The 24,011-nt window shown below is 66.7% G+C and carries 20 protein-coding genes; 15 read left to right on the top strand and 5 right to left on the bottom strand.

The genetic code is table 11. From position 1 onward, the window contains the following. Positions 1-58 precede the first annotated feature (58 nt). Positions 59-4,606, top strand: a complete 4,548-nt coding sequence (locus C7401_RS14145) for an ATP-binding protein (protein WP_112172003.1) — start codon at positions 59-61, stop codon at positions 4,604-4,606. A 161-nt stretch (positions 4,607-4,767) separates the two neighbouring features. On the opposite strand, the gene C7401_RS14140 is transcribed toward C7401_RS14145, so the two are convergent. Next, entirely contained in the window at positions 4,768-5,733 is a 966-nt protein-coding gene (locus C7401_RS14140) for a LysR family transcriptional regulator (RefSeq protein ID WP_258397062.1), read from the bottom strand. A gap of 470 nt (positions 5,734-6,203) precedes the next feature. Between C7401_RS14140 and C7401_RS14135 the strand changes: the two genes are divergently transcribed. From C7401_RS14135 to C7401_RS14125, 3 genes are all read left to right on the top strand, one after another. Then, entirely contained in the window at positions 6,204-7,328 is a 1,125-nt protein-coding gene (locus C7401_RS14135; protein ID WP_112172001.1) for a porin, read from the top strand. A 251-nt stretch (positions 7,329-7,579) separates the two neighbouring features. Then, the gene (locus tag C7401_RS14130; protein ID WP_112172000.1) at positions 7,580-8,014 is read left to right on the top strand and encodes a CHRD domain-containing protein; all 435 of its coding nucleotides are present in this window, start codon (positions 7,580-7,582) and stop codon (positions 8,012-8,014) included. Positions 8,015-8,068: 54 nt separating this feature from the next. Continuing rightward, a complete protein-coding gene (locus C7401_RS14125; RefSeq protein WP_112171999.1) occupies positions 8,069-9,037 on the top strand; it encodes an alpha/beta hydrolase in 969 nt (322 codons plus the stop codon). On the opposite strand, the gene C7401_RS14120 is transcribed toward C7401_RS14125, so the two are convergent. Continuing rightward, complete coding sequence (locus tag C7401_RS14120) at positions 9,007-9,903, bottom strand: EcsC family protein (RefSeq protein ID WP_258397061.1); 897 nt, start codon at positions 9,901-9,903, stop codon at positions 9,007-9,009. The genes C7401_RS14125 and C7401_RS14120 overlap by 31 nt on opposite strands. A 122-nt stretch (positions 9,904-10,025) precedes the next feature. Here C7401_RS14120 and C7401_RS14115 point away from each other — a divergent pair, with 122 nt between their 5' ends. Both C7401_RS14115 and C7401_RS14110 read left to right on the top strand, forming a co-directional pair. Continuing rightward, positions 10,026-11,621 (top strand): MDR family MFS transporter, encoded by a 1,596-nt coding sequence (locus C7401_RS14115; protein ID WP_112171998.1) that lies wholly within the window; start codon positions 10,026-10,028, stop codon positions 11,619-11,621. A 47-nt stretch (positions 11,622-11,668) separates the two neighbouring features. Continuing rightward, positions 11,669-12,139, top strand: a complete 471-nt coding sequence (locus tag C7401_RS14110; RefSeq protein ID WP_112171997.1) for a MarR family winged helix-turn-helix transcriptional regulator — start codon at positions 11,669-11,671, stop codon at positions 12,137-12,139. A gap of 90 nt (positions 12,140-12,229) precedes the next feature. Here the strand turns inward: C7401_RS14110 and C7401_RS14105 are convergent, their stop codons facing one another. Then, entirely contained in the window at positions 12,230-13,510 is a 1,281-nt protein-coding gene (locus C7401_RS14105; RefSeq protein WP_112171996.1) for an amino acid deaminase, read from the bottom strand. Between the two features lie 127 nt (positions 13,511-13,637). Between C7401_RS14105 and C7401_RS14100 the strand changes: the two genes are divergently transcribed. The 3 genes from C7401_RS14100 to C7401_RS14090 all read left to right on the top strand — a co-directional run bounded on the left by C7401_RS14100 (position 13,638) and on the right by C7401_RS14090 (position 16,557). Beyond that, entirely contained in the window at positions 13,638-14,567 is a 930-nt protein-coding gene (locus C7401_RS14100; protein WP_112171995.1) for a MurR/RpiR family transcriptional regulator, read from the top strand. 34 nt (positions 14,568-14,601) lie between these two features. Next, positions 14,602-16,083: an N-acyl-D-amino-acid deacylase family protein gene (locus tag C7401_RS14095; RefSeq protein WP_112171994.1), complete on the top strand. Its 1,482-nt coding sequence runs from the start codon at positions 14,602-14,604 to the stop codon at positions 16,081-16,083. Positions 16,084-16,167: 84 nt separating this feature from the next. Beyond that, positions 16,168-16,557 carry a RidA family protein gene (locus tag C7401_RS14090; RefSeq protein ID WP_028201897.1) on the top strand — a complete coding sequence of 130 codons (390 nt, stop codon included), beginning with the start codon at positions 16,168-16,170 and terminating at the stop codon, positions 16,555-16,557. A gap of 47 nt (positions 16,558-16,604) precedes the next feature. Here the strand turns inward: C7401_RS14090 and C7401_RS14085 are convergent, their stop codons facing one another. Beyond that, entirely contained in the window at positions 16,605-16,940 is a 336-nt protein-coding gene (locus C7401_RS14085) for a helix-turn-helix domain-containing protein (protein WP_112171993.1), read from the bottom strand. Beyond that, entirely contained in the window at positions 16,937-17,230 is a 294-nt protein-coding gene (locus tag C7401_RS14080) for a type II toxin-antitoxin system RelE/ParE family toxin (RefSeq protein WP_258397069.1), read from the bottom strand. Before C7401_RS14080 ends, C7401_RS14085 begins: the two co-directional genes overlap by 4 nt. A 566-nt stretch (positions 17,231-17,796) precedes the next feature. On the opposite strand from C7401_RS14080, the gene C7401_RS14075 reads away from it, so the two are divergent. The 6 genes from C7401_RS14075 (at position 17,797) to araG (ending at position 24,000) form a co-directional block, all read left to right on the top strand. Further along, positions 17,797-18,720 carry an IclR family transcriptional regulator gene (locus tag C7401_RS14075; RefSeq protein WP_224044517.1) on the top strand — a complete coding sequence of 308 codons (924 nt, stop codon included), beginning with the start codon at positions 17,797-17,799 and terminating at the stop codon, positions 18,718-18,720. Further along, positions 18,717-19,736, top strand: a complete 1,020-nt coding sequence (locus C7401_RS14070) for a 2-dehydro-3-deoxygalactonokinase (RefSeq protein ID WP_112171990.1) — start codon at positions 18,717-18,719, stop codon at positions 19,734-19,736. The genes C7401_RS14075 and C7401_RS14070 overlap by 4 nt, the downstream gene beginning before the upstream one ends. A 50-nt stretch (positions 19,737-19,786) precedes the next feature. After that, entirely contained in the window at positions 19,787-20,464 is a 678-nt protein-coding gene (locus C7401_RS14065; protein WP_112171989.1) for a 2-dehydro-3-deoxy-6-phosphogalactonate aldolase, read from the top strand. Next, positions 20,461-21,240 (top strand): SDR family oxidoreductase, encoded by a 780-nt coding sequence (locus C7401_RS14060; protein ID WP_112171988.1) that lies wholly within the window; start codon positions 20,461-20,463, stop codon positions 21,238-21,240. Before C7401_RS14065 ends, C7401_RS14060 begins: the two co-directional genes overlap by 4 nt. A 142-nt stretch (positions 21,241-21,382) precedes the next feature. Beyond that, the gene (locus C7401_RS14055) at positions 21,383-22,387 is read left to right on the top strand and encodes an arabinose ABC transporter substrate-binding protein (protein ID WP_112171987.1); all 1,005 of its coding nucleotides are present in this window, start codon (positions 21,383-21,385) and stop codon (positions 22,385-22,387) included. 101 nt (positions 22,388-22,488) lie between these two features. Beyond that, positions 22,489-24,000, top strand: coding sequence for an L-arabinose ABC transporter ATP-binding protein AraG (gene araG / locus C7401_RS14050; RefSeq protein WP_112171986.1), 1,512 nt, complete (start codon positions 22,489-22,491; stop codon positions 23,998-24,000). Positions 24,001-24,011 lie beyond the last annotated feature (11 nt).

Genomic DNA, 24,011 nt, shown 5'->3' with positions numbered 1-24,011 from the left:
GTATGCCTTGCGCCGTGTGCCGCGTCGTGTGTTGCCCCGTGTGCCGCGCCGTGTGCCCATGAAATCAATTATCCGCATCGCCGGTCCGGGCGCGCGCCTTGCCGCATGGTGGCGCGTGGGTGTGCTCGCGTGCGCGCTCGCGCTCGGCACGCTGGCGGCGCACGCCGCACCTTCGTGCGAGCCGCCTGGCGAATCCGTCGAGCTCGCGCGCGAAGTGTCCACGGCGTTGCCGCCGCGGCTCGTCGTCGGGGTGGTCGCGGGGGGCTGGGCACCGCTCGAGGTCTTCGACGGCGCCACGCTCACGGGCTTCAGCGCCGACTATCTGCATCTGCTGGCGGGCGCGGGCGTGAAACTGCAACCGCGCATCTTTGCGGATATGCCCGCGTTGCTCACGGCAGCCTGTGCGGGCGACATCGACATCGTCATGAGCCTCGCGCGCACGCCGTCGCGCGAACGCTGTCTCGCCTTCACGGTGCCTTATCTGAACGGCACGACGGCATTCGTCACGCGCGCGGGCAAGGGAGCGCTCGCGACCCAGCCCGCGCGCCTCGCGCGCGCGACGTTCGCGGTCGAGCGCGGCTATGCACTCGAATCCGCCTTGCGCGAGCGCTTTCCCCAGGCGCGCATCGAAACGTTCGTGAGCACGCCGGCCGCGCTGCACGCCGTCGCCCTGGGCAGCGCGGACATCTACGCGGGTTTCGCGCCGGTGGCACGCTACCAGCTCTCGCTGGAAGATTTTCGCGACCTGCGTGTCGCCTTCGAGGAGCGCGACCGTATGCGCGAGTTGCGCTACGCCGTGCCGGTTTCGAAGTCGGTGCTGCGCGATCGGCTCGACCTGCTGCTGGCGGGCGTGCGACCCGCTCCGGCGGCGGCCGTGCGTGCACGCTGGCTCGACGGCGGCGCGCGCCAGGACGCCGCGTCGCCCTCGTTCAGCCTGAGCGCCGACGAACGCGCGTGGCTGCGCACGCTGCCGCCGCTGAAGGTGGGCTACGACACGGCGTGGCTGCCGTTCAGCTTCACGAACCGGGACCGTGCGCCCTCGGGCATGGCCAACGACTATCTCGACTATCTTTCCCGCACCCTCGGCATCACCTTCGAGCGTGTGCCGTTCTATCCCTGGACGAAAGCCGGGGACGCCATGGAGCGTGGCGAGATCGCGCTTGCCGCGACCTCGGTGAACGACGGATCGATCGGCGCCGGCACGCTCTATACGGAGTCCTTCGAACACTATCCGCTCGTGATGGTGGGGCGCCGCGACGAGCCGATGGCGCGCTCGCTCGCCGACTTCACGGGCCGCCGCATCGCGCTCGCGCCGCACGCGCCCGAACTGGAGGCGTTGCTGCGCATGGGGCGCGGCAATCCGGTTGGCACGCATGCAGTGCGCGTGGGCAGCCTCGATGAAGGCCTCGCGATGGTCGCGCGCAACGACGCCGACGTGCTGGTGGGCAACGCCGCTGCGCTCGACGTGCCGCTCAGCGCCGCCTACCTCGACACGCTGAAGGTGCTGGGCGCGGTGGGCGTGGACGACTCAACGGTCTTCGCTGTGCGTTGCGACCTCGCGCCGCTCGCGCGGCTCATCGATCGCGCGCTCGGGGCGATGTCGCCCGTCGAGCAGCAGCAGATCCGCAACCGCTGGACCGCCGCCACCGCCACGCGCTCCGGCGGCTGGAGCGTGAACGCGCTGCGTCTGCTGCCGCTCCTGATCGTTTCCGCCGTGCTGCTGCTCGTCACGCTACGCGCTTACGTGTTGTTGCAGCGCGAGATGCGCCGCCGCCGCCGCGCCGAGCAGGTGCTCGCGCGCCAGGTGGAGTTGCAGGACACGATGATGGAGATGATCCCGTATCCGCTCGGCGCCCGGGATCTCGAAAACCACTATCTCGCGCTCAATCGCGCCTACGAGGAGGCGACGGGCTTGCAACGCGCTGCGGTGCTTGGGCGCACGGGCGCGGCCGTCAACGCCTGGGGGCCCGAAAACAGCCTGCGCATGGACGAGCTCTACCGGCTCACGATCGCCGAGGGCGAGAGCCAGCGGGTCGAGCTGATCTTCGAAAGCGCGGCGGGCGAAGCCCGTCACGGCATCTTCTGGACGCGCCTGTGCCGCGACCTGCAAGGCGCGCCGTTCTGCGTGCTCGGCACCATGATCGACGTCACCGACATTCGCCACGCCGAGTTGCGCGCGCGCGAGTCGGAGCGGCTGCTCTCGGACGTCACGGCTTCGCTGCCGGCCATCGTGTTCCAGTTGCGCCGCGCGCCGGACGGCCATTACTCGTTTCCCTATATCGGCGGCGACACGCAGCGGCTGCTCGGCGACACCGCCGACGCGCTGCGCCACGCCAGCTCGGTCGATCTCGCGCGCGTGCACCGGCACGACCGCGCGCGCCTCGCTTCGCGGCTCGAACGCTCGGCGCGCCGGTTCGTGCCGGTGCATGCCGAGTTCCGCTTTCATGGCGCGGCGGGCCTCGTGTGGGTGCGGGCCGAATTCGCGCCGCGCCGCGCCGACGACGGCGCGATCGTCTGGAGCGGCTATGCGGTGGACGCGAACGTCGAGCATATGCGCGCCGACGAACTCGAACATGCGCGAGACATAGCCGAGGCGGCCTCGCGCGCGAAGGACGATTTTCTCGCCATGATGAGCCACGAGATCCGCACGCCGATGAACGGTGTGCTCGGCCTCGTGGAGGTGCTCGAGCGCACGCCGCTGAACCTCGACCAGACGCAGATGGTCGGCATGGTGCACGAGTCGGCGGGCGCGCTGCTACAGATTCTCGACGACCTGCTCGACTACTCGAAGATCCAGGCCGGGCACCTCGTGATCGAATCGCAGCCGTTCGACGTACGCGGGCTCGTCGACAACGCGGTCGGCCTGCTCGCCGCGCGTGCGCACGAGAAGGGGTTGAAGGTGCGCGTGGACGTGGAGCCGGGCGTGGCGGCGCTTCTGCGCGGAGACAGCGTGCGGCTGCGCCAGATTCTCTTTAACCTGCTCGGCAACGCCATCAAGTTCACGCCGGCGGGCGATGTGAGCGTGCACGTTGGCGCGCGCGATCTGGGTGAGCGCAGCGGCCGTGGCGACGGGCCGGCTTGCCAACGGCTCTCGGTTTCGGTGACCGACACCGGCATCGGCATCGCCCCCGAGGCTCAGGCGCAGCTCTTCGAGCCCTTCGTGCAGGCCGAGACTTCGACCACGCGGCGCTTTGGCGGCACGGGTCTCGGTCTCACGATCTGCCGCAAGCTCGCGGCGCTGATGGGCGGGACGCTCGAGTTGCGCAGCGAACTCGATCGCGGCACCTGTCTCACGTTGCATATCGAATTGCCGGTGGAGACGCGTTCCTGCGTGGCGCGCGGGCTGCGGGGCAAACGCGCGCTCGTCGCGTGCGAGGAGGAGAGCGTGGTCGCCGCGTTGATGCACTTTGGCATCGCGCTCGGCATGAAGATGCGTCGTGTGGAGCCCGCGCACCTCATGCGCGCGGCGCGGGCGGGGCAGGCCGATCTGGTGTTCGCGTCTGAAGCGCTGGCCGGGGAGCTGGGCAAGCTCGGTGCCCCCGTGCTTTGCCTGACCGAGAACCCGAAACCGAGCGGCTACCGCGTGGCGGAAAACGGCGTGCGCGTGAGCGTCAATCCGCTGTCCTGGCGCGGCTTGAGCGCGGCCTGTGCGATGGCGCTGGCTGGCCTGCCGGTCAAGGCGGCGGTGCCGCCGCGACCGGCAGCCGACGCCGAGACCACGCTCCCCACGCCCGACCGGGAAAAGGAGCTGGCGGCCGGCCGTCTCATCCTCGTTGCGGAAGATCATCCGGTGAACCAGGAGTTGATTCGCCATCAGCTCGCGCTGATCGGCTTTGCATGCGATGTCGTCGACGACGGTGCACAGGCGCTCGAAGCGCTCGCCGGCTGCGAATACGGCTGCCTCATTACCGACTGTCATATGCCGAACGTATCGGGCTACGATCTTGCGCGGCGCGTGCGCGAGGCGGAGCGCGAAACCGGTGGCGGACTGCATTTGCCGATCGTCGGCATCACCGCGAATACGGCGCCCGAGAACATGAGCCAATGCCGCGAGGCCGGCATGGACGATTGCCTCATCAAGCCCACGCGCGTGGCCACGCTGCGCGAGCATCTCGCGCGCTGGTTCGGCGTGGAGGGCGTGCAGCGCGCGCTGCTCGACGACGCCGCACGCGACGCGCTCGCGCAAGGACCGTCGGCGGGTGCCGGGATTGCATCGGGTTCCGGTTCGGGTGCGCCGGGCGAGCGGTCCGCAAGCGCTCGTCCGTTCGAACCACTCGATCTCGCGCACATGATCCAGGTCTGGGGCGGCGAGGCGACTGTCAAGACGCTGCTCGGCTCATTCGTCTCCGCCATGCGCGACGATCTCGAAGCGTTGCCGCCGCTGCTCGAACACGTGGATATCGAGCGCTTGCGCGAGTGGCATCATCGGCTCGCGGGCGCCGTGGGCGTGTTGCAATATCCTGCGCTGCTCGCCGAGCTGGAGACGTTCCGCAGTCATATGAACAGTCACACAGCCGCGCAATTGCGCGAAGAGGGTTATGCGCTCATTCGCACGTGCCAGGCCATGCTCGGCGGCATCGAGCAGCAGGCCGCATTGCTCGCATGAATGGGGCGCATGACGCATACGTCATGCGCAGCGCGGAAAACAGGCGAAAAAAAACGCGGCCGAAGCCGCGTTCAAGGTTGGAGACCCTTCAATAAAGAGTCACTTCTCGCATTTCCTAGCTTAGTCGGCGCGCGAAGAGAAATCGAGACAAATTCGATCAATTAACTATTACAAGAAGTGCTCGTAATCACGCCTGCCGAGGCGTCGTCGCGCTTGCGAAACCATTCGACGGTGAAGTCAACGAACGAGCGTGTTTTTGCCGGTACATGACGGCGGCCGGGGTAGACGAGCGAGAGTTCCTTGTCCGCGTCGCGGATTTCCCACTCTGACAGTACACGGACGAGCAGGCCTTGCGCGAGATCGGCGCTCACCTGATTCGCGGGCAGGATGGTGATGCCCATGCCCGCGATCGCGGCCTGGCGCAGCATGACGGAATTATTCACGGCGTAGGCGGGCGCGATCAGCACCGGCTCGCGCGCGCCGTCGGGGCCCTCGAAGTGCCATTCGTTGCCGTGGATGTCGGCGGAGGGCGCGAGCAGCGTGTGCAATTCGAGATCGCCGGGGCGGTGCGGTGCGGGGTGACAGGCCAGATACGCGGGCGCGGCGACGGCGACGGGCGCCACGCTCACGAGCGGCCGGCGGATGAGCGTGCCGCCGCTCACCTGGCGCGGCGCGACGATGCCGGCGTCGAAGCCTTCCTCGATCAGATCGACGGGGCGGTGCAGCAGCGTGAGCGAAAGCCGCACTTTCGGAAACGCAGCGAGAAAGCGCTTGAGCATGGGCGTGAGATCGTGCAGCGAAAACGAGGCGTGCGCGACCACGCGCAGTGTGCCCGAGGGCACCGACACGCCGTGGGCGATCTGCGTTTCTATGCGCTCCAGGTCGTCGAGAACCTGGCGGCAGCCCTGCGCATACGCCAGACCCGCTTCGGTGAGCGAGGCGCTGCGCGTGTTGCGGTTGAGCAGCCGCGTTTCCAGATGCGCTTCGAGCAACGCCACATAGCGCGTGACCACCGCGTTCGACATGTTCAGACTCGCGGCCGCACGGCCGAACGATCCGTGCTCCGCGACGCTCACGAACACGCGCATGGCCTGGAGCTGATTCATGTTCTTGGGAAGTGGGGACATGTGCTGATATGGACTGCTATGGAAAGCCGACGCGGCGCAAAGGCTGACGAATGAATGGCAAGCGGATGGCAAGTGGATGACGCTTGGCGCCTGCCGTGACGGATAGTACCGATCCACGTAGGCCGGAAGGAATGGGAATCGTCCGAATCGCCGCCTTATCCTGAATTGAGCCTGTTGTCTCGCGGCAACATTTTATTGGGATACCGTATCAACGGTGTTACTGCCCATAAAAATGAGATAGGTCGTGAGCATTGAGGGGTAAGCGATTGAGGGTTAACGACAGGTAAATTCAATTAATTCGAAAAATCTTTTGCCGGGATGCAGGGTGGCCCGCTCGAAAGCGACGCCCATAAACTTCGACATGCCAATCAATGCGGTGATGCATTCACCGCGCCAAGGAAACGCTATGCCGGCGTGAGGCCGGCGACGGCATCCACTTTTGCCGAAAGGCCTTGCATCGAAGGAAGCATATGAAAAAGAAACTCGCTCTCGCGGCGGCAGTCGCTGCGACTTTTGCATCGGCGTCGTACGCGCAAAGCAGCGTCACGCTATACGGTATCGTCGATGCCGGCTTTACGTACACGACGGACGTGAACGGCAACGCCAACTACGCGCTGACGAGCGGCAACATTCAGGCGAGCCGTTGGGGCTTGCGCGGCGTCGAGGATCTCGGCGGCGGGCTGAAGACGATCTTCACGTTGGAAAGCGGCTTTAACGTCACGAATGGCCAGCAAAACGGCGGCCTGTTCAATCGTCAATCGTATGTCGGTCTGACGCAAGAGCAGTACGGTACGCTCACGTTCGGCCGTCAGTTCGACTCGATGGTCGACTACATCGCGCCGCTCACCGCAGTCGGCACCTGGGGCGGCACCTACACGGCGCACCTGATCGACAACGACAACCTGAACGGCACGTTCTCGCTCAACAACTCGATCAAGTACACCAGCCCGAACTTCTCGGGCTTCCAGTTCGGCGGCATGTACGCATTCTCGAACCAGGCCGGCGGTTTCGCAGTCAACCGCGCGTACAGCGCCGGCATGAGCTACGCGAACCAGGGGCTGCGCCTCGCCGCGGCTTACACGCAGATCAATGGCGTGGATAGCACCGGCAGCGGCGCGGTTCAGGGCTCGTCGCTTGCGAGCACGTACGCATCGATCGGCTCGGGTAACCGTCAGCGCACCTGGGGCGTAGGCGGCAGCTACACCTATGGTCCGATGGTCGGCGGCGTTGTGTTCACGCAGTCGCGTCTCGATGGCCGGCTCATCGATTCGGTGCGTTACAACAACATCGAAGCGAACTTCCGCTACAACCTGACGCCGGCGCTCGGCATTGGTGCGATGTACGCGTACACGAACGCGAACGGCGCGGCTATCGACGCCGGGACCGGCAGCGCTTCGGCGCACTGGAACCAGTTCGGTTTGCAGGCCGACTACGCGCTCTCCAAGCGCACCGATGTCTACCTCGAAGGCGTGGGCGTGTGGGGCGCGGGCCAGAACGCGGCGGGCATCACGCAAGTGGGCTTCCAGGGCAACGACAACTACTCGTCGAGCAAGAACCAGGGCATCGTCACGACGGGTATCCGTCACCGCTTCTAAGAAGAATTCGGGGTCGTCGCGTTCCTGGTTGCGTTCGCCACAAGCAGCGCGATCGGGAATGTGTCGCACCGGATGGCAAGAAGGTAGTACTTGGGTTGATGGGCGCCGCTTGCGGCGCCCTTTTTTATTCCCCGCAAGCTTACGTTGCGCCGACATCGGCGCACCGGACGCGCCTCGCGGATTTGCTCTAGCATGTGGGAGCGCGACTGCGGCCTTCTGGTGCAGCGCGCCACAACAACAGGAGAAATTCCATGAAAGCGCTTCGCCCGCTCCAGCTCGCTCTCGCTCTGTGTGTCCTTGCTTCCAGCGCCGCATTCGCCGATACCGTCGCGCTGAAGGCCGATCTCGAACCGTCCAGCGAAGTGCCGCCGCGCGTGAGCCAGGGCCACGGCATGCTCAACGCGACCTTCGACACGTCCACGAAGTCGCTGAACTGGACCGTCACCTACGAAGGTCTGTCAGGCCCGGCGACGGCCGCGCACTTCCACGGCCCGGCGCCGGTTGGCCAGAACGCGGGTGTGCAGGTGCCGATTCCGAAGGGCGAGCAGGCCAGCCCGATCAAGGGTTCGGCCACGCTCAACGAGCAGCAGGTCACCCAGTTGATGGGCGGCCAGTGGTACTTCAACGTTCATACGGCGCAGAACCCTTCGGGCGAAATTCGCGGCCAGGTTCTGCCCGCCAACTGAGCGTCGTTCGATCTTCAGCCTGCCACGTGACGCCGTGCGAAAGGGGAGCCGATGATGAGCTGGCAGTGCAGGCTGATCTGCGGCTTCTTGCGCCGCACCTTCCTGCCTGAAACGCGCAAGTCGATCGACGTCGCGCGCGTGCGCAGGCTCACCGCGAGGCGCATCTGGACGCCGGGCGTGCCGCACGGCTGGCGCCTGCGCGAGCAGTACGCCGCATCCGATGCCCCTTTGCGCGGCGAGTGGCTCATCTGCGAGCGCTCGCCCGCGCAGCGCACGTTTCTGTATCTCCACGGCGGCGGCTATTACTTCTGCTCGCCGCGCTCGCAGCGCGCGATTTCGTTTGGTCTCGGCAAGCGAGCCGATGCCGATGTCTTTTCGCTCGACTATCGCCTCGCGCCCGAGCATCCGTTTCCGGCGGCGCTCGACGATGCGCTCGCCGCTTATCGCCGCTTGCTGGCGGACGGCAGGCGGCCCGGCTCCATCGTGATCGGCGGGGATTCGGCGGGCGGCGGCCTTGCGCTCGCGACGCTCATCGCGCTGCGCGATGCGGGCGATCCGCTTCCGGCGGGCGCAGTGCTCTTTTCACCCTGGACCGATCTCGCGGCGACGGGCGCATCGATACGCGAGAACGACGGCCGCGATCCGATGTTCAGCGGCGGTGTATTCGCCCGCATCGCGCCGTTCTACCTGGGATCGGCCAGCGCGACCGACCCTTACGCCTCGCCGCTCTATGCCGACTTTCGCGGCTTGCCGCCGCTAAGCCTTTTCGTGGGCAGCACGGAAACGCTGCTCGACGACACGCGCCGCGTGGTCGAACGCGCACGGGGCGCCGGGGTGGTGGTGGAGTGCGAGATCGCGCGCGGTCTGCCGCACATCTGGCCGATCTACGCGCCCTTCATGCCCGAGGCGCGCAGCACGCTCCACGTCGCCGCGCAATTTGCGCGCCGCGTTGCCGCTGCCGACGCGCACGACAGCGAGAACCCGCGCCCGCCTCAATCGAGCGAGACGTCGATCGCGTCATAGGCTGCGTGCACGGCGGCTTCGCCATAGCGGCGTTCGAGCCGGCGCACGGTGAAGTGCCCGTGGGCCACCTGCTGGAAGTGGTCGATGAAGACGGTGTTGACCATCGCGCCGAGCACCGCGCCGATGGCCGGTATCGACTTGGCGGCGACCTGCTCGCTCACCTGCACGGAAAAGCGCGCGGCCACGGTTTGCATGAGCTTGAGCAGCGCCGTCGAGCCGTGCGCGGCGAAACCCTTCGTCGCCATTTCCGACGATGCCTTCGACACCGCCTTCGCCAGCGCGCCGCGCAGGATGAAATAGCCGAAGTCGGCTTCGTCGTCGGCGGCCGAACGGCCGCCCATGCCGAACACGGTGAGACATTGCAACTGCGCGTCGGGGCTTTTCAGATCCTCGCCTTCGCTGCGCGCGATGTCGCAGATCGAGCGGAACATCAGCGTGGTCGTGACGGGCAGTTCCACGGGCAGCGCGAAAAGGCCGAAGGCGCCGCCCGCCGCGCCCGTGGTCGCCACGGCGAACTTGTGGAGCAGGTTGCTGGGCTTCGCGCCCACGCCGGGCTCGCCATTGACCTCACTCCCGCCGTTTCCGCCATTCGGCGCCGCGAGCGCGCCAGGCTTGCCGAGTGTTTTCAGCGCGAGCCGCAGGCATTTGCGCAACGCGGCTTGCGTCGCGTCGGTCACCTTGTCGTTCGCGACGCCCGGTAGCCGCGCGATCAGCTTTTCCACCGGCGCGCCGACGATAGCCGCGAGCTTCATCCCAAGCGGCGGCGTTTCGAGTTCATGTTTGGCGCGCCGCAGCGCGTCGAGGTCGGCAGCCGAGAAGGCCGAGATGGCGCCCTCGCGGGCCGGATCTTCGGTGGTGGGTTCCAATTGCGCTCCCGGAATCGCGGCGGCAAAGGCGGGCGTCGCCGCCGCTCGACGCCCCAGTGTAGTGGATTGGGCCGTGCTATGATGGCGAATCTTTGACGCGTCAACCGTTGCTGGATCAAAAAATGGCCGTTCATACCGCCGCCCATCACTCAAGCGGGCAGGTTCTGCCGTTCCGGGAGTCGCTGCTCGCGATGCTCGGCGTTTCATTCGTGACGATGCTCGTCGCGCTCGACCAGACCGTCGTGGGCACCGCGCTGCCGACCATCGTCGCCGAGCTGCGCGGTTTCGAGCTCTACGCGTGGGTCGCCACGTCGTACTTGCTGACCTCGGTCATCACCGTCCCCATTTTCGGCCGCCTCGGCGATTACTACGGGCGCAAGCCGTTCGTGATCGCCTCGATCGTCGTCTTCACCGCCGCTTCCGTGCTGTGCGGCGCGGCCAACAGCATGCTGTTCCTCGTGATCGCGCGCGGGCTGCAAGGCATCGGCGGCGGCATGCTCGTGGGCACCGCGTTCGCCTGCATTCCCGATCTCTTTCCCGATTCCGTGGTGCGCCTGCGCTGGCAGGTGCTGATGAGCTCGGCGTTCGGCATCGCCAATGCGATCGGGCCGTCGCTCGGCGGTTTCCTCACGCAGTATTACGGCTGGCGTTCGGTGTTTTACGTGAACCTGCCGGTCGGCCTGCTTTCGCTCCTTTTCGTCTGGAAGTACCTGCCGCATTTGCGCCACGTCGCGCACGAGGCGCGTATGCGGCTAGACTGGCCCGGCGCGCTGCTCATCGCGGTTGCGCTCGGCAGTCTCCAGCTTTTCGTCGAGCGGTTGCCGGGGCATGGGCTGAGCACCTCCGCCCTTGGCCTGCTCGCGCTGGCGCTGGCGGCCGGCTGGGCGCTCTGGCAGTGGGAGCGGCGCTGCCCGCAGGCGATCCTGCCCGTCGACATGTTCCGCAACGCGAGCCTGAACGCGCTTTTCACGCTCGCCGTGCTGGGCGGCTTCACGATGTTCTCGCTGTTGTTCTACGCGCCGCTGCTGTTCCAGGGCGGCTTCGGCATGACGCCGAAGGAAGCGGGCGTCGTCATCACGCCGCTCGTGGTGTTCATCACGATCGGCAGCATCGCGAACGGGCGGATCGTTTCGCGCATCCGCAACCCGAATCTCATGCTCTACATCGGCTTCGCCATGCTGGCGGCGTCCTGCTTCGCGGTGTCGCTCGCCACGCGCGGCACGCCGCGCGGGCTGCTCATGGCGTTCATGATCGTGGCGGGCGTCGGCCTTGGTTTCGTCATGCCGAATCTCACCGTGTTCGCGCAGCAAACCGCCGGGCGCGAGCACCTCGGCATCGCCACGGCGCTGTTGCAGTCGCTGCGCATGATCGGCGGCATGATCGGCACGGCGCTCACCGGCACGATGGTCACGCAGCTCTATTCGAGCGGCGTGCAAAAAGCGCTCGAAGCCGATCAAGCGGGGCACTGGCTGCCGCAGCTCGCCGATCCGCAGATTCTCATCAACCGCGACGCGCAGACCGCGCTCATCGCCGATCTCACGCACGCCGGGCATCATGGCGCGCCTTTGCTGGAGGCCGCGCGCGAGGCGCTCGTAGGCGCGATTCACCTTGGCATCGCACTCGCGGCGGTGATTGCGCTGGTCTCGTTCTGGCAGACCCGGCGCGTGCCACCCGTGAAGCTTCAGCGCAAAGTCGAGCCCGTGATTCACGCGGATTGAGTGACCGGGTCAGGGCGCCCAGGTCGGCACGCAGGAAAAAACAAAACATGGAAATTCAGGATCGCATCGCCATCGTCCAGCAGTTCGGGCGGACTTATCGCGCGTTCATGTCGGCATTCGAGGCGCAGGTCGGGCATCCGCTACCGCGCTGGCGCATTTTGCTCGCGCTTTATGACCAGAACGGCGAGTCGTCGCAAAAGCGGCTCGTCGAGCGGCTGCGCGTGGACCCCGGCGCGCTCACGCGGCAGTTGAAGGCGCTGGAAGCGCTCGGCTGGATCGAGCGCCGCGCCGACCAGCGCGACAACCGCATCACCAATGTGACGCTCACCGGATCGGGCCGCGCCGTCATCGAAGACGGGCTGCCGCGCCGCAATGCGTTCCTGAACCAGACGATGTCGCTGCCCGACGACGCGCTCGCGGCGCTATCGGGCGCGCTCGGGATGATGGAGACGCGCATCGGCGAAGCCGCCGTGGCGCCTGTGCTTATTGCGCAGGCGCAGGGGCCCGAGGCGGGCTGAATGCCTGCCGATGAAGGAGGCGGCGTGCAACGCGCCGCCTCGTCGCGCAACGGCTGGAAGCGCGCAAGAGAACGTGGCAAGGGAGCGTGATCAGAAGAACGTCTCGATCACTTCCGTCACGCGATACGACGGATCGACCATCAGCACCTGGCGCCACTTGTCGAACGTGAGGCAAGGGTGCGAGATGTCGAACGCGATCATGTCGCCGACCTTGATATCGGCGCCCGCCGGGATCTTCAGGTAAGCGTGCTGATCCATCATCTGGAACACTTCCCAGCCTTCGCTCGCCGCCACTTCGCGCGGCGTGCCGCCGTTGGCGGGGCGATAGTGGCGCGACGGCTCGGGAAAGCCCGCGTCGAAGGCGGCGTCGCGCTTGCCGAAGCCGATGATGGCGCGGCCCGGCTCCGGAATCGACTGCACGTAGGCCCACAGTTGCAGCGCGGGCAGGAGTGCCACGCCCATTTCGCGCGCCACGGGGTTGCGCGTGAGAATTTGTGACTGCGCCTGCTTGTAGACGCCCACGTCGTGCGTCACGTAGCAGCCGGGGCGCAGCACCACGTCGATGGCGCCCGCCTGGGTGGACGGCGCGAACTCCTCCGCCACGATGTCGTACCAGGCCGAGCCCGCGCCCGAGAGCAGCGCGGGCGTGCGCGCGAAGCGGCCTGCGGCGGCGAGTTCCTGCGTGACGTTGAGCGCGTCGCGCAGGAAGGTGCGCACTTCGCTTTCTTCCTTGAGGATGCCCTCGTAAATCTCCACGCCCGCAAGCTTGAGCGAATCGGGGTAACGCGCGATAGCCGCGAGCACGGCGTTGCGCGTGTCGGTGTCGCGCACGCCGGTGCGCCCCCGCGGCACGCCCAGTTCGAGCAACAGCTGAAGCGTGCGGCCCGACGCGCGGAAAAATTCGCCCAGTTGCTCCACGCCTTCGACCGAATCGACGAGGCAGAAGAACTCGAAGGTCGCATCGCTCAGCAACTCCGCGATGATCGCCATGTTGCGGCGGCCCACGAGCTGGTTCGCCATCAGCACGCGCGAGATGCCGCCACGGTAGGCGGCGCGCGTTTGATGTGCGGTTGCGAGCGTGATGCCCCAGGCGCCCGTATCGATCTGGCGGCGAAAGAGCTGCGGCGCCATCGTCGTCTTGCCGTGCGGGGCGAGCTTCACGCCGTAGCGCGTGACGAAGTCCTGCATCCACTTGAGGTTGTGTTCGACGCGGTCGGCATAAAGCACCGCAGCGGGCAGGCTCACGTCCTCTTCGAGTAAATTCCATTCGAGGCGCCCCGCGTCCCCGAGCGGCACGCTCGCGCCCGGCACGTTGCCGAGCCCCTTGCTGTTCGGGTCGATCGTTGCACTCTGATAGTTTGTAACTTTCATTTCCCTTCGCTCCATATGCTTCATGCGACGCTGGTGCGCCGGTCTCTTCGGATCCGGCGTTGACTTGGAGATAGTACACAAAGTAACATCGCTTCGTGAATTGTTATTTACTAACAGGCTCCCCGCGATGAATACCGCCGCCGATCCGGCGCGCTTCGACATCGTCGCGCGCATTGCGCAATGCGTGCCGGATCTGCGTCCGGCCGAGCGTGATGTCGCCGCGCTCATTCTCGACGATCTCGCCGGCGCCGCGCGTGCGAGCATTGGCGAGCTCGCGCAGCGCGCGGGCGTGAGCGTCGCCTCGGTCACGCGCTTCGCCAAGACCGTGGGCTGCCACGACGTGCGCGAACTCAAGCTACGGCTCGCGCAAGCGGCTGCGGTGGGCGAACGTTTTCTGCGCGTCGGTGCCGCTGCCGTTGAAGGCGGCGAACGTGCGGCGCACGTGGCGGACGCCGCGCCCGAGCCGCTCGCCACGCGCGTCTACGACGAGATTCACGCCGCGCTCGCACGCAACCACGAATTGCTGCGCCAGGCGCCGTTCGCGCAAGCCGCGGCGGCGCTGGGGGCCGCGCGCATGATCTACGTGTTCGGCATGGGCGGCGGCTCCAGCGCGCTCGCCGACGAAATGCGTTTTCGCCTCGTGCGCCTCGGCCGACCGGTCGCGTCCTACCAGGACAGCCTGTTGCAGCGCATGGTGGCGAGCACCGTCTCCGAAGAATGCGTGGTCGTCGCGCTGTCCGTAACAGGACGCGTGCCCGAACTGATCGATGCGTGCCGCATTGCCCGCGATTACGGCGCGACGCTCATCGCGCTCACCGCACCCGCTTCACCGCTCGCCGCCCTTGCCGACTGGGTCGTGCCGATCGTCGCGAGCGAGACCGATTTCATCTACAAGCCATCGTCGTCACGTTACGCGATGATGATGGCACTCGACGTGCTCGCCACCGAACTGGCGCTCGCCCAACCCGAGGCGAGCCGCGAGTTGCTGCGGCGCATGAAGCACACGCTCGACGCGCATCGCGGCGGCGGCGGCGAACGCCAGCCGCTCGGCGACTGAGCATCGGACCGAGAGCCACCCTGAGGAGACGTGTATGCATTCGCATCCCGAAGCCGCTGACACGCTGATCGTCGGCGCGATGCTTTATGACGGCACCGGCGCGCCGCCCGTCGAACGCGATGTGGCGCTGCGCGACGGGCGCATCGTCGCGATCGGCAATCTGTCGAACTGGCTCGCGGAGGAAGTGATCGAGGCGAACGGGCGCGCGCTCGCGCCGGGCTTCATCGACGTGCACACGCACGACGACACGCACGTGATCCGCTCGCCGCAAATGCTGCCGAAGATCAGCCAGGGCGTGACGACGGTGGTCGTCGGCAATTGCGGGATCAGCGCGTCGCCCGTGACGCTCAAGGGCGATCCACCCGACCCGATGAATCTGCTCGGCGAGCGCGAGGCGTTCAGTTATCCGACTTTTTCGGCCTATGTCGACGCCGTGAACGCGGCGCGGCCCGCCGTGAACGTGGGCGCGTTGATCGGCCACACGGCGCTGCGCAACAACCACATGAACGACCTCAAGCGCGCCGCCACGGGCGACGAGATCGCGGCCATGCGCGCACAGCTCGAAGATGCGCTGGCGCACGGCGCGCTCGGTCTTTCCACGGGCCTCGCCTACGGCTCGGCATTCGAAGCATCGACCGAGGAAGTCGCTTCGCTCGCGCAGCCGCTCGCCGCAGCGGGCGCGCTCTACACGACGCACATGCGCACCGAGTTCGACGCGATTCTCGAAGCGATGAGCGAGGCGTACCACATCGGCCAGCATGCGCGTGTGCCGGTGGTGATTTCGCATTTGAAGTGCGCCGGGCCCTCGAACTGGGGGCGCAGCACGGAGGTGCTCGCCTCGCTCGAAAGCGCGCGCAAGTATCAGCCGGTGGGCTGCGACTGCTATCCGTACAGCCGCAGCTCCTCGACGCTCGACCTCAAGCAGGTGAGCGGCGACATCGACATCACGATCACGTGGTCCACGCCGCACCCCGAGCAGGCGGGCAAGCTCATCAAGGACATTGCGGCCGAGTGGGGCGTCTCGCAGCAGGAAGCGGGCAAGCGCCTGCAACCGGCGGGCGCGGTGTATCACAACATGTCCGAGGACGATGTGCGCCGCATCCTCTCGCATCCGGCCACGATGGTCGGTTCTGACGGCTTGCCCAACGATCCGTTGCCGCACCCGCGCCTGTGGGGCGCGTTTCCGCGCGTGCTCGGGCATTACGCGCGCGATGTGGCGTTGCTGCCGCTCGAAGAAGCGGTGCGCAAGATGACGGGCCTTTCGGCGCGGCGCTTTGGTCTCACGCAGCGCGGCGAAGTGCACGTGGGCTGGCATGCCGACCTCGTGCTGTTCGACCCCGCGAAGGTGCGCGACGCGGCGACTTTCGAGAAGCCGCAGCAAGTGGCCGAAGGCATCGACGCGGTGTGGGTGAACGGCGTGCTTTCGTACCGCGACGGTCAGCCCACGGGTGAGCGCGCGGGCCACTTCGTCGCGCGCGGCAAACGCGAAATCCAGGCTGAGACGAACGCCTTTTAAGCAGACGTCATTGATCGAATTTCGACCCCCGGCGTGCGTGGCTCACGAAGCCGCGCACGCCGTACGATTGCAAAGGAGCAAACGATGAAACGAATTGGAGCGGAAGGCGGCAAGGGCCAGGGCGGACAACATCTGCCGTTCGCGCGCGCCGTGGAAGCCGACGGTTGGCTGTACGTCTCGGGCCAGACGCCGATGGAAGGCGGCGAGGTGATCAACGGCGGCATCGTCGAGCAGTCGCACAAGGCCATCCAGAATCTGTTCGCCATCCTGAAGGAAGCGGGCTACGGCGCGGAGCACGTGGTGCGCTGCGGCGTGTGGCTGGACGACGCGCGCGACTTCACCTCGTTCAACAAGGTGTTTCGCGAGTATTTTGGCGAGCATCCGCCGGCACGCGCCTGCGTGCAGTCGAGCATGGTGGTGGACTGCAAGGTCGAGGTCGACTGCGTGGCATACAAGGCGCCGGCGGGGAAGTAAGCGCGCCTCGGTTCGCGATTTGATGCGACAGGAAACGGCCGCCGGAGTTATCCGGCGGCCGTTTTTTCTTGCGTGTCGCCATCGTGCGGCGTAGCGGCGGTAATGCGCATCTCGACCTTCATGCCGGCCGCCACGGCCATGTTGATGAGCGAATCGAGCGAGAACAGGTCGATCTTGCCGCGCATGAGGTCCGACACGCGCGGCTGGGTGACGCCGAACAGCGCGGCGGCCCGGGTCTGGCTCAGCTTGTTGCGCTTGATGTGCTCTTCGAGCGCGATCATGAGATCGCAGCGCAATGTCATGTTCTGGGCGGCTTCGGGCGTGGCTTCGAGCGCGTCCCAGACGCTGTCGAAGCGCTGATTTTCGTGGCTGCGATGACTCATGGTTGGGACTCCTTTTTTAACACGTCGCGATAGCGCCGCGCGGCAAGCGAAAGATCGGCGAAGGCTGTTTTTTCAGACTTTTTCTGAAAGCAATGCAGCACGTAGATGGCGTCACGGATATGCGTGACGTAAATCAAACGAAACGCGCCGTTCGCGTCGCGAATACGGATCTCGCGCGCGCCGCGCCCGACGGGATTCACAGGCTTCCAGTCGCTCGGATCGAGTCCGCGCTGGACTCGGCGCAACTGCCGCCCGGCCTCCTGACGAACCTGCACCGGAAACGCGCACAGATCCGCGAGCGCACTGCCGCAAAACGCCAGCGGCTTGGCTTGGTCAAGATTATATAAAATTTTATATAGCCTCCGGAGCGTTGAGCGGCCCGGTTTGCGCTGGGAATGACGTGGCTCAAGTCTCTGTAGGCTCGGGCGGCCGCGCCTTCTGCTGCGTCAAGGTCGGCCCAGCTTCCGGCCCTCGTTAGCCGTTCGGCAGAGGGCAGCAAAAGGGCGCGATAAACGAAAATTTCCCAATATATGAGCGACCCAATCACATATTGGAGAACTCAAAAGAACCTGCCTACAATCCAATCCATCCGACACGTCCTGTTCGCGCCTTACGCGGCGAACACGGTCGGCAGACCCAGATAAATCCGGCGCATGCGTCAAGAGGCGCGGCGAACCGGACAGCAAAGGAGACGTTCGCCATGCTTCAGCCAGCGCTTTGCGCGGCCACGCGCCGCCCGCCGCTTTCTGTCCGATGCCCCCTCGCGCATCGCCGTCTCCCGAAGCAGGGTTCGCGCGCCGCCTGACGGCGTGCGCCTCTCATCGATTCCTCCATCGCCCTCGCCATGAACAAAGCGATGTCCCAGACTCTCGCTGCCAGCCTCCCCGACGAGGCCGCCGTCACGGAATCCTCCGCGCAGGCGCAGCCCAAAGGCCGTGCCGCCATCGATGAAATCGGCCTCGCGAGCACGCTGCTCGACGGCTCGATGCAGCAGGCCGGCACCCAGACGCTCCTGCGCGGTCTCGCGATTCTCGAAGCCGCCGCCGCCGGCGTGCGCGACCTGCGCTCGTTCGGCGCGGTGCTCGGCACGACGCGCAGCACCACGCACCGGCTCGTCTCCAGCCTCGTGCAGGCGCGCTACCTGCGCCAGGTGCAGGGCGGTTATCTGCTCGGGCCCAAGCTCATCGAACTCGGCACCATCGCGCTCGAACAGATGCCGCTCACGGCCGTTGCCCGCGCGCACTTGCAGGCGCTCGCCGACGAAACGCTCGACACGATCCACCTCGGCGTGCGCGACGGCGACGACGTCCTCTACATCGACAAGATCCCCGGCCAGCGCGGTCTGGAAATGCGCTCGCGCGTGGGGCACCGCATGCCGCTCGCCTCCACGGGCATTGGCAAGGCGATGATGCTCGACCTCGCGCCGCAGTCGTGGCGCGACCTGTTCGACGCGTCGCGCCGCACGCTCGCGGGCGTGAGCTTCCGGCCCGACCACAGCCTCGAACCCGATACGTTCCTCAAGCGCATGGCGACCTACTCGGCGGGCGGGTACACGTTCGATCTGGAGGAGAACGAAATTTCGATCCGCTGCGTGGCGGCGCCTGTGCGCGACGCGTCCGGTGCGATCGTGGCGGCGCTCTCGGTGGCGAGCACGATTCCCTACATGCCGCTCGAGCGCATGGACGAACTGATTCCGGTCGTGCAGCGCGAAGCGCGCGCGATCTCGCAGGAACTCGGCTGGCGCGCGCCGCAGCCCGCCACGCGCAGGATTCGCCGATGAAGTCGCCCGACAAGAGCGCCGCCGCCCACGACGCGACCACCGACGCCGCCATCGCCCGCAAAGCCGCGCTGATCGCGCTCGACTGGGGCACGACGTCGCTGCGCGCGTATCTCTTCGATGCGGCGGGCAAGGTGATCGCCACGCGCATGTCGACGGCGGGGATCATGAATCTGCCGGTGCCCGCCGAAGCGGGCGGCTTCGACGCGGCCTTCGACGAAGCCTGTGGCGTATGGCTCGGCGAGGCGCCCGCCTTGCCCGTGCTCGCCGCCGGCATGGTGGGCAGCGCCCAGGGCTGGGTGCAGGCGCCCTACGTCGAAACGCCCGCGAGCGCGCAGGCGCTGGTGGCCGGCATCGTGCGCGTGCGCGCGGCCTGCGGCGTGGACGTGGCCGTGGTGCCCGGCGTGCTCGAACCGGGCGCGCTACCCAACGTCATGCGTGGCGAGGAAACGCAGATCTTCGGCGCGCTGGCGGCCACGGGCGACGAGGCGGTGCCGCAAACGGCGCTCATCGGCCTGCCGGGCACGCACGCGAAATGGGTGGTGGTGGAGGGTGAACGCATTGCGCGCTTCTACACCTTCATGACGGGCGAGATTTACGCGGCGCTGTGCGCGCATACGATCCTCGGGCGCACGATGAAGCATCCCGCCGAGCCCGACACCGCGGCGTACCTGCGCGGTGTGAGCGTCGCGCGCGAGCAGGGTTGCGTGGGGCTGCTCGCCACGGCGTTCAGCTCCCGCACGCTGGGCCTCACGGGCCAGCTTGCCGCCGACGAGCAACCCGACTATCTCTCTGGCCTTGTGATCGGCCACGAACTCGCGGGCCTCGAAGCGGCGCTCGCGCGGCGTGACGTGTCGCTCGCGGGCTGCGCGCCGCAACTGATCGGCGCGGAAGCGCTGTGCGAGCGTTACCGGCTCGCGCTCGGCGCATTCGGCTGCGGCGCGCATCTCGTGCGCCACGCGACCGAGCTTGGACTGTGGCGCATCGCCGTGCAGGCGGGGCTTGTCGCACCGCGCTAGCGCGTGAGCGCCGCCGAATCGAATCCGATACGAAGCAACAGGAAGCCGACATGGAAGCCGAACTGAACCTGCCCGCCCCCTACACGCCCCATGCGGGCTTCGTCGCCGCATTCGCCGCGTGCCGCATGATCGCGATCGTGCGCGGCATCAAGCCCGCCGAAGCCGCCGAACACGGCCGCGCGCTCTACGAAGCGGGCTTCCGGATGATCGAAGTCCCGCTCAATTCGCCGCAGCCGCTCGACAGCATTGCGGCGCTGCGCGAGGCGTTGCCCGAGGACGCGATGATCGGCGCGGGCACCGTGCTCACGACCGGGCGTGTGCGCGACGTGCGCGAGGCCGGCGGCGAACTGATCGTGATGCCGCACGCCGACACCGACGTGATCCTCGCCGCGAAGCTTCAGGGCCTCGCGTGCGTGCCCGGCGTCGCCACGCCGACCGAAGCGTTCGCCGCGCTCAGGCACGGCGCGGACGCGCTCAAGATGTTTCCCGCCGAGCAACTCGGCCCGGCCGTGACGAAGGCATGGCGCGCCGTGATTCCGCCGGTGGTGCCGCTCTTGCCGGTGGGCGGTGTGAAACCCGACAACATGGGGCCGCAACTCGCGGCGGGCGCGAGCGGCTTCGGCCTTGGATCGGCGCTCTACAAGCCGGGCCAGGACGCGGCCGCCACGCGCGCGAACGCGCTGGCTTTCATCGAAGGCTGGAAGGCCACGCCCGGAGCGCCAAAGTGAATCGGCTCACGGGCAAGGTCGCACTCGTGACCGGCGCCGGACGCGGCATTGGCGCGGCGATCGCGCGCGCGTTCGCCGCCGAGGGCGCGGCCGTCGTGCTCGCGGAGCTCGACGGCGCGAACGCCGACGCCACCGCGCGCGAGATCGCCGGTGCGATCGAGGGCGCGCGAACGCTCGCCGTGCAGACCGACGTGACGCAGCCCGCCTCGGTGCGCGCCGCCGTGGACGAAGCGCAACGCGCGCTCGGCCCGGTGGACGTGCTCGTGAACAACGCGGGCATCAACGTGTTCGCCGACCCGCTCACGATGACCGACGACGACTGGCGCCGCTGCTTCGCCGTCGACCTGGACGGCGTGTGGAACGGCTGCCGCGCCGTGTTGCCGGGCATGGTCGAGCGGCGGGCGGGCAGCATCATCAACATCGCCTCGACGCACGCGTTCCAGATCATTCCGGGCTGCTTTCCGTACCCGGTCGCGAAGCATGGCGTGATCGGCCTCACGCGCGCGCTCGGCATCGAGTACGCGCCGCGCAACGTGCGCGTGAATGCGATTGCGCCAGGTTATATCGAAACGCAGCTCACGCACGACTGGTGGAATGCGCAGCCCGACCCGCAAGCGGCGCGCAAGGCCACACTGGAACTGCCGCCGATGAAACGCATCGGCCGGCCCGAGGAGGTGGCGATGACGGCGGTGTTCCTCGCCTCGGACGAAGCGCCGTTCATCAACGCGAGCTGCATCACCATCGATGGCGGGCGCACGGCGTTGCATCACGATTGAACCAGACAGAAAAGCCGTTCGCAGCACGAAGGAAAAAAGAACAAGCAGGAATCCACCGAAGCGCTGGCCGCGCGCCTCGGCGGGAACAAGAAGAGGCGGCCGACACCCTTCCCGTGACTGAAGAAGACAGGAGACTGACAACATGCAACGACGTATCTTTCTGACGCTGCTGGCCGCCGCCACCACCACGGCCGCGCTGTGCCATGCGCCCGTGACGCAGGCCGCCGACCAGGTGAAGATCGGCTTTCTCGTGAAGCAGCCCGAAGAGCCGTGGTTCCAGGACGAATGGAAGTTCGCGGAGATGGCGGCCAAGGAGAAGGGCTTCACGCTCGTGAAGATCGGCGCGCCTTCGGGCGAGAAGGTGATGAGCGCGATCGACAACCTTGCCGCGCAAAAGGCGCAGGGCTTCATCATCTGCACGCCTGACGTGAAGCTCGGGCCGGGCATCGTCGCCAAGGCCAAGGCCGACAAGCTCAAGATGATGACCGTGGACGACCGCCTCGTGGACGGCGCGGGCAAGCCGATCGAGTCGGTGCCGCACATGGGCATCTCGGCGTACAACATCGGCAAGCAGGTGGGCGACGGCATTGCCGCCGAAATCAAGAAGCGCGGCTGGGACATGAAGGACGTGGGCGCGATCGACGTGACCTACGAACAGCTGCCGACGGCCCATGACCGCACGAGCGGCGCGACCGATGCGCTGGTCGCCGCAGGCTTCCCGAAGGCGAACATCATCCAGGCGCCGCAGGCGAAGACCGACACGGAAAACGCCTTCAACGCCGCCAACATCGCGCTCACGAAGAACCCGCAGTTCAAGCACTGGGTGGCCTACGCGCTGAACGACGAAGGCGTGCTCGGCGCCGTGCGCGCAGCGGAAGGCCGCGGCTTCAAGGCCGACAACATGATCGGCATCGGTATCGGCGGCTCGGACTCGGCGCTCAACGAGTTCAAGAAGCCGCAGCCGACGGGCTTCTACGGCACCGTCATCATCAGCCCGAAGCGTCACGGCGAGGAAACCTCGGACCTGATGTACACGTGGATCACGCAAGGCAAGGAACCGCCGCTGCTCACGCTGACGACGGGCATGCTGGCCACGCGTGACAACGTGGAGAGCGTGCGTCAGCAGATGGGTCTCGCTTCGAAGTAAGCGCAGGGTGGAAGGGGTTTGAGGTGTTTCCCGCTGCGTGGCGCTCGCAAGACCAAGGGTGGTGCGAGCGCCCGCAGCGAATCGAATGAGAGGAAACCGAAGTGTCAGCGACACTGCGTTTTGACAATATCGGCAAGGTGTTCCCAGGCGTGCGTGCGCTCGACGGCGTGTCGTTCGACGTGAACGCGGGCGAAGTGCACGGCCTCATGGGCGAGAACGGCGCGGGCAAGTCCACGCTGCTGAAGATACTCGGCGGCGAGTATCAGCCCGATTCCGGCCGCATCCTGATGGATGGCAACGAGGTGCATTTCTCCGATGCAGCGGCTTCGATCGGCGCGGGCATCGCGGTGATCCACCAGGAATTGCAGTACGTGCCCGATCTCACCGTTGCGGAAAACCTGCTGCTCGGCGCGTTGCCCAATGCGCTCGGCTGGGTGAAGCGCGGCGAGGCGCGCAAGTTCGTGCGCGAGCGCCTCACCGCAATGGGCGTGGATCTCGATCCGGCTGCGAAGCTGCGCAAGCTTTCCATTGCGCAGCGCCAGATGGTGGAAATCTGCAAGGCGCTCTTGCGCAATGCGCGCGTGATCGCGCTCGACGAGCCGACCAGCTCGCTCTCGCACCGCGAGACCGAAGTGCTGTTCAAGCTCGTGCGCGAGCTGCGCGCCGATAACCGCGCGCTCATCTACATCTCGCACCGCATGGACGAGATCTACGAGCTGTGCAACGCCTGCACGATCTTCCGCGACGGCCGCAAGGTTGCCTCGCACGAGAAGCTCGAAGAGGTGAAGCGTGAAACGCTCGTGCACGAAATGGTGGGCCGCGAGATCAGCGACATCTACAACTACACGCCGCGCGAGCAGGGCAACGTGCGCTTCGCGGTGCGCGGCATCGAAGGGCATCCGCTCAACGAAGCGGCGAGCTTCGAGGTGAAGGCGGGCGAGATCGTCGGCTTTTTCGGCCTGGTGGGCGCGGGGCGCAGCGAACTCATGCAGCTCATCTACGGCACGCACAAGCGGCGCGCGGGCGAGATCGAACTGGACGGCAAGACCATTCGCGTGAAAAGCGCGAGCGACGCGATCCGCCACGGCATCGTGCTGTGCCCCGAAGACCGCAAGGAGCAGGGTATCGTTGCGATGGCAACGGTTTCGGAGAACATCAACATCAGTTGCCGCCGGCATTTCCTGCGCGCGGGCATGTTCCTCGACCGCAAGAAGGAAGCCGAAACAGCGGACCGTTTCATCAAGCTGCTGAAGATCAAGACGCCGAGCCGCCGCCAAAAAATCCGCTTTCTTTCGGGCGGCAACCAGCAAAAAGCGATTCTGTCGCGCTGGCTGGCCGAGCCTGACCTGAAGGTCGTGATTCTCGACGAGCCCACACGCGGTATCGACGTGGGCGCGAAGCATGAAATCTACAACGTGATCTACCAGCTCGCCGCGCGCGGCTGCGCGATCGTGATGGTGTCGTCGGAGTTGCCGGAGGTGCTCGGCGTGTCGGATCGCATCGTGGTGATGCGCGAAGGCCGCATTTCTGGCGAGTTGCCGCGCAGCGCGGCGAGCGAACACGCGGTGCTCGACCTTGCGCTGCCCAAGCGCACGCAGGCGAGAGCCGCATGAGTGGATGGGGA

It is taken from the genome of Paraburkholderia unamae (assembly GCF_003268775.1).
Classification (GTDB): domain Bacteria; phylum Pseudomonadota; class Gammaproteobacteria; order Burkholderiales; family Burkholderiaceae; genus Paraburkholderia; species Paraburkholderia unamae.
The sequence above is the reverse complement of the archived record's forward strand: the minus strand, read 5'-3'. Positions and strand labels throughout refer to the sequence as shown.